Here is a 3,421-nt window from a genome sequence, read left to right as displayed (position 1 = left end):
GCCGGGCGTTATATTACTGAGGAAGTATGAGTACTGAAAAGTTAGTTCTATCTAGTGAAGGACAAGAGTTCTTATTATCAATTTCACCTGATTGGCCCATGATTATAATTACAGGATTAATAGGTATAGGTAGTATTTTTACGTCTATAGTCGTGGGGCGTATAACGAAGCAAAATCAGCTGTCACAAAATTTAGCTAAAAAAGCACAATTACGGCAAGCATGGATAACTGAACTTAGAGAACATATTTCTCAATTTATAAGTTTAGCTTCGACCATTAAACTCAGACGCAGCCAAGATGATGATTTCTATTCTAGTGAAAAGTTTTACGAGTATCATTCTCAATTAATAGCATCTAGGACAAGGATACATCTAATGCTTGATGCAAATAAAGAATATACGAAAATACTTAAATCTCTTATCAAGGATTATTATCAAGAGACTGTTACGAAAGATGGTGTCGCTAAAGATGTTGGGTCTTATAGAAAAGCCTTAGAAGAGCAGACGCAAATTGTTTTGGAGAAAGCATGGTTAGATATAAAATCTGAGCTAACGTAATATAACAAACGGCTCAAGAGGGATTGCCAACGCTTGGCGACTTTAGTGCAAAATCGAAATTCAGTGTTTACGGTGTGTTTTTTGAGTTCGGTGGTGCGTTATCAACCCCTTAGCCGGGCGTTATGTGTTTGATGAGTTTTTGAGGTTAATTCTACGATTTCATTGAAAATTCGTTCCGTGTTTTCGGCAAGTTGGCTTGGTCGAAATGGATTCTTGAACAACTTGATATTGATCGTTTTCAAGGTTCTTGGGCTGCCTCAATTAAGTTTTGGATCTGGTTTGTGTTGAGTTTCGCTGGTTTCAAATCGCTTTAATTGAAATGTCTTTTTGACTGATTCTCTTGCTGAAGCTCAGCTCTGAAAGTTTGTTGACGCAAAAGGTTTGGTTGTGGCTGAAAGGGCGCTTTCTTTGTTGTTGATTCTGCAAGTGGCTCTCTTTGGCTCAGATCGCTGTGAAATTTAGGTTTTGGTAAGTATTGGTTTTTCACGTAACTTATTAAAATCTCTTCATTTCTACGGTGGTTTACTTTGAATTCACGGTAAAATTCACATAACAAGCAATTCAAGTGGATTCTCAACGCGTGGCAGTTTTACTATGCGTCAGGTAAAGTGTTTTACGGTGTTATGCAGCGGCTTGGCCAGTGCGTTGTTCACCACTTAATTGGGCGTTAGCTGCTCTCGTATTTCACGTTTAGTAGAAATTATTAGAAAGAGGTTATATTTGCCATGACAGATATAGTAGTAAGAGAAAATATCCAATTACCATCACTTCCTAACACTGTACTTCCAGCTCTTGCTGAATTAACAGCTTCGTTAGGTATTCCTCGTAATGTCCTTGCTAGTGATGAAGAAATTGAATACGCCTGGCGTGATTTGCCAAGAGAATTAAGAGAAATACCGTCAGATCTCCGTGGAGAGCTTGTTGCAAGAATGTGTGTTGCTGTAAGTTCGGGCTTATTTGATGGTGCGATGAATTACATATGGAATGCTGCAATTCTTCATTTGCGTCAGAAAATTAGAAATTTTGGTTTGGCTGTTGTGGCTCAAATTCGCCAATGTGACTTTGAAGAAAAGCACTTGTTGGAGCTTCAGGACAGCCGGCTCCTCGAATTATGTCTCAAGCTGAATATCATTGATGAAGATGGTTATTTCTTCTTAGATCAATGTCGAGATGTGAGGAATAATTTCTCAGCAGCCCACCCTACAATGGGAAAAGTAAACGATCGTGAATTTACCACTTTCTTAAATCGCTGTGTGCGATATGCATTGGCTGACTCAGTATCACCAAAAGGTGTCGAAATAGGCGCATTTATTTCTGCTGTTAAAGGTTCTAGGTTTAATGAGCAGCAATGCCAAATTTGGACACAAAGGTTAAATGATACCCATGATGCTCAACGTCAATTATTAGTAACAATGGTTCATGGCATTTATTGTGATTCAGCTACAAGCGAACCAGCTCGCTTGAATGCTTTAGACATTTGTTTGGGCTTGAGGGATACACTTACAAGCTCGATTAAATCAGAGTTAATCAACAACCATACTGACTATGTGGCTAAAGGTTTAGAAGATAAGCACACAGCATCCTTACAGTTTTTTGAAAAATTAGGCTATTTAGGTCTTCTAAACGAGTCTGAGCAACATGCTGTATTTTCAAAAGCGACAACACGTTTGTGGAATGTCCATAATGGAATGAATAATTTTTATAATGAGCCTCCTTTTGCTGAACGCTTATTAGAACTGACTCAGCAAGGAGCAATTCCTGAAACAATGCAAGAAACTTTAGTTCATGTGGTGGCTTGCTGTACTGTTGGGAATGGGTATGGTGTTTCTAACGCAGCTGTCCCTTATTACAAGAAAATTATTGAAGCCTTCTCGCCTCGGGAAATTGCGACATTAATTCGTCTTGCAATGAATCGCCATTCAGATCTTGGTCGAAGACTTAGTAATTCTGCCGCGGCAAGAACTCGGCTAAAACAAGCTTTAGAATTATTTGATCCTGCAAGCATCCCTAGTGGAGTTAAAACGGACTATGACTCACTAATGAAATAAGCAGCTAACAAACGCTTCAAGAGGGACAGCCAACGCGCGGCATTTTTACTATGCGTTGGTTTTCGTGGTTACCGTGTTATGCGGAAAGTTAGTAGTAGCGTTGTCTGCCCCTTAAGCGGGCGTTATGGCTATCAAGTTGAGTTCATCATTAATGTCGGTAAATTGGTTTAAATTGGAGTACTATTCTGCGATTAAATTCGCTGAAGAACTCGATGACAATCCCAATTAAAAATGTATCAAATCCGAAAATATCGTGCTCAAACTGCCATGCTTGTTGTTGCCGTTTGGAGGTTATGATCATTACCGATACAGGTGTACCAGAACAGCACATTGCATTCGATGAATGGGGTGGAGAAACTATGCTGCGTTTGCCAGATGGTTGGTGTTCAGCTTTAGATCGTGAAACATTCATGTGTACAATTTACGAAAATCGCCCTTGGATTTGTCGAGAATTTGAAATGGGCTCTTACGAATGTCGAGATGAGCGAATAGACTGCTCTTAAATTTTTTACCTAATAAATCAGTGAGTTGCTAGCCATAACAAACGGTTCAAGCAGGGAAACCGCATGAAGGTCGTTGATATATAAGGGCTGCAAAGATGCTAAGAATCCGCTTTGAACCTATCACCAATCCCAGTTTTTAAATGTAACCACATGAAATTAAAGATCGTCTTGTAGATCATTTTCGTTGTTTTGTAATAGCTCCTAGACAATATAGGAGCCTAAATATGAGCGAGTTAACCAACCCATTTATGCATTTCCAAATCATTAAAGACTACCGACAAGAAAGCAAAGTAGATCACAAATTATCAGATAT

The 3,421-nt window shown here is 39.0% G+C and carries 3 protein-coding genes; all 3 read left to right on the top strand.

What is annotated here, in order from left to right; genetic code table 11:
- The first annotated feature begins 26 nt into the window (after nucleotides 1-26).
- On the top strand, nucleotides 27-557 hold the full coding sequence (locus tag AACT18_RS17625) for a hypothetical protein (RefSeq protein WP_094146647.1): 531 nt from the start codon (nucleotides 27-29) through the stop codon (nucleotides 555-557).
- Between the two features lie 725 nt (nucleotides 558-1,282).
- Nucleotides 1,283-2,605 carry a hypothetical protein gene (locus AACT18_RS17620; RefSeq protein WP_094143173.1) on the top strand — a complete coding sequence of 441 codons (1,323 nt, stop codon included), beginning with the start codon at nucleotides 1,283-1,285 and terminating at the stop codon, nucleotides 2,603-2,605.
- 212 nt (nucleotides 2,606-2,817) lie between these two features.
- Complete coding sequence (locus tag AACT18_RS17615) at nucleotides 2,818-3,108, top strand: YkgJ family cysteine cluster protein (protein WP_094143171.1); 291 nt, start codon at nucleotides 2,818-2,820, stop codon at nucleotides 3,106-3,108.
- Nucleotides 3,109-3,421 lie beyond the last annotated feature (313 nt).

The sequence above is a fragment of the Vibrio sp. V04_P4A5T148 genome, from assembly GCF_963875605.1.
Classification (GTDB): Bacteria; Pseudomonadota; Gammaproteobacteria; order Enterobacterales; family Vibrionaceae; genus Vibrio; species Vibrio anguillarum.
Note: the sequence above shows the minus strand (reverse complement) of the source record. Positions and strands in the feature narration are given on the sequence as shown.

Bases quoted from the DNA above. Each gene is read 5' to 3' on its own strand.
- AACT18_RS17625 (WP_094146647.1), top strand. From the start codon at position 27: ATGAGTACTGAAAAGTTAGTTCTATCTAGTGAAGGACAAGAGTTCTTA.
- AACT18_RS17620 (WP_094143173.1), top strand. From the start codon at position 1,283: ATGACAGATATAGTAGTAAGAGAAAATATCCAATTACCATCACTTCCT.
- AACT18_RS17615 (WP_094143171.1), top strand. From the start codon at position 2,818: ATGACAATCCCAATTAAAAATGTATCAAATCCGAAAATATCGTGCTCA.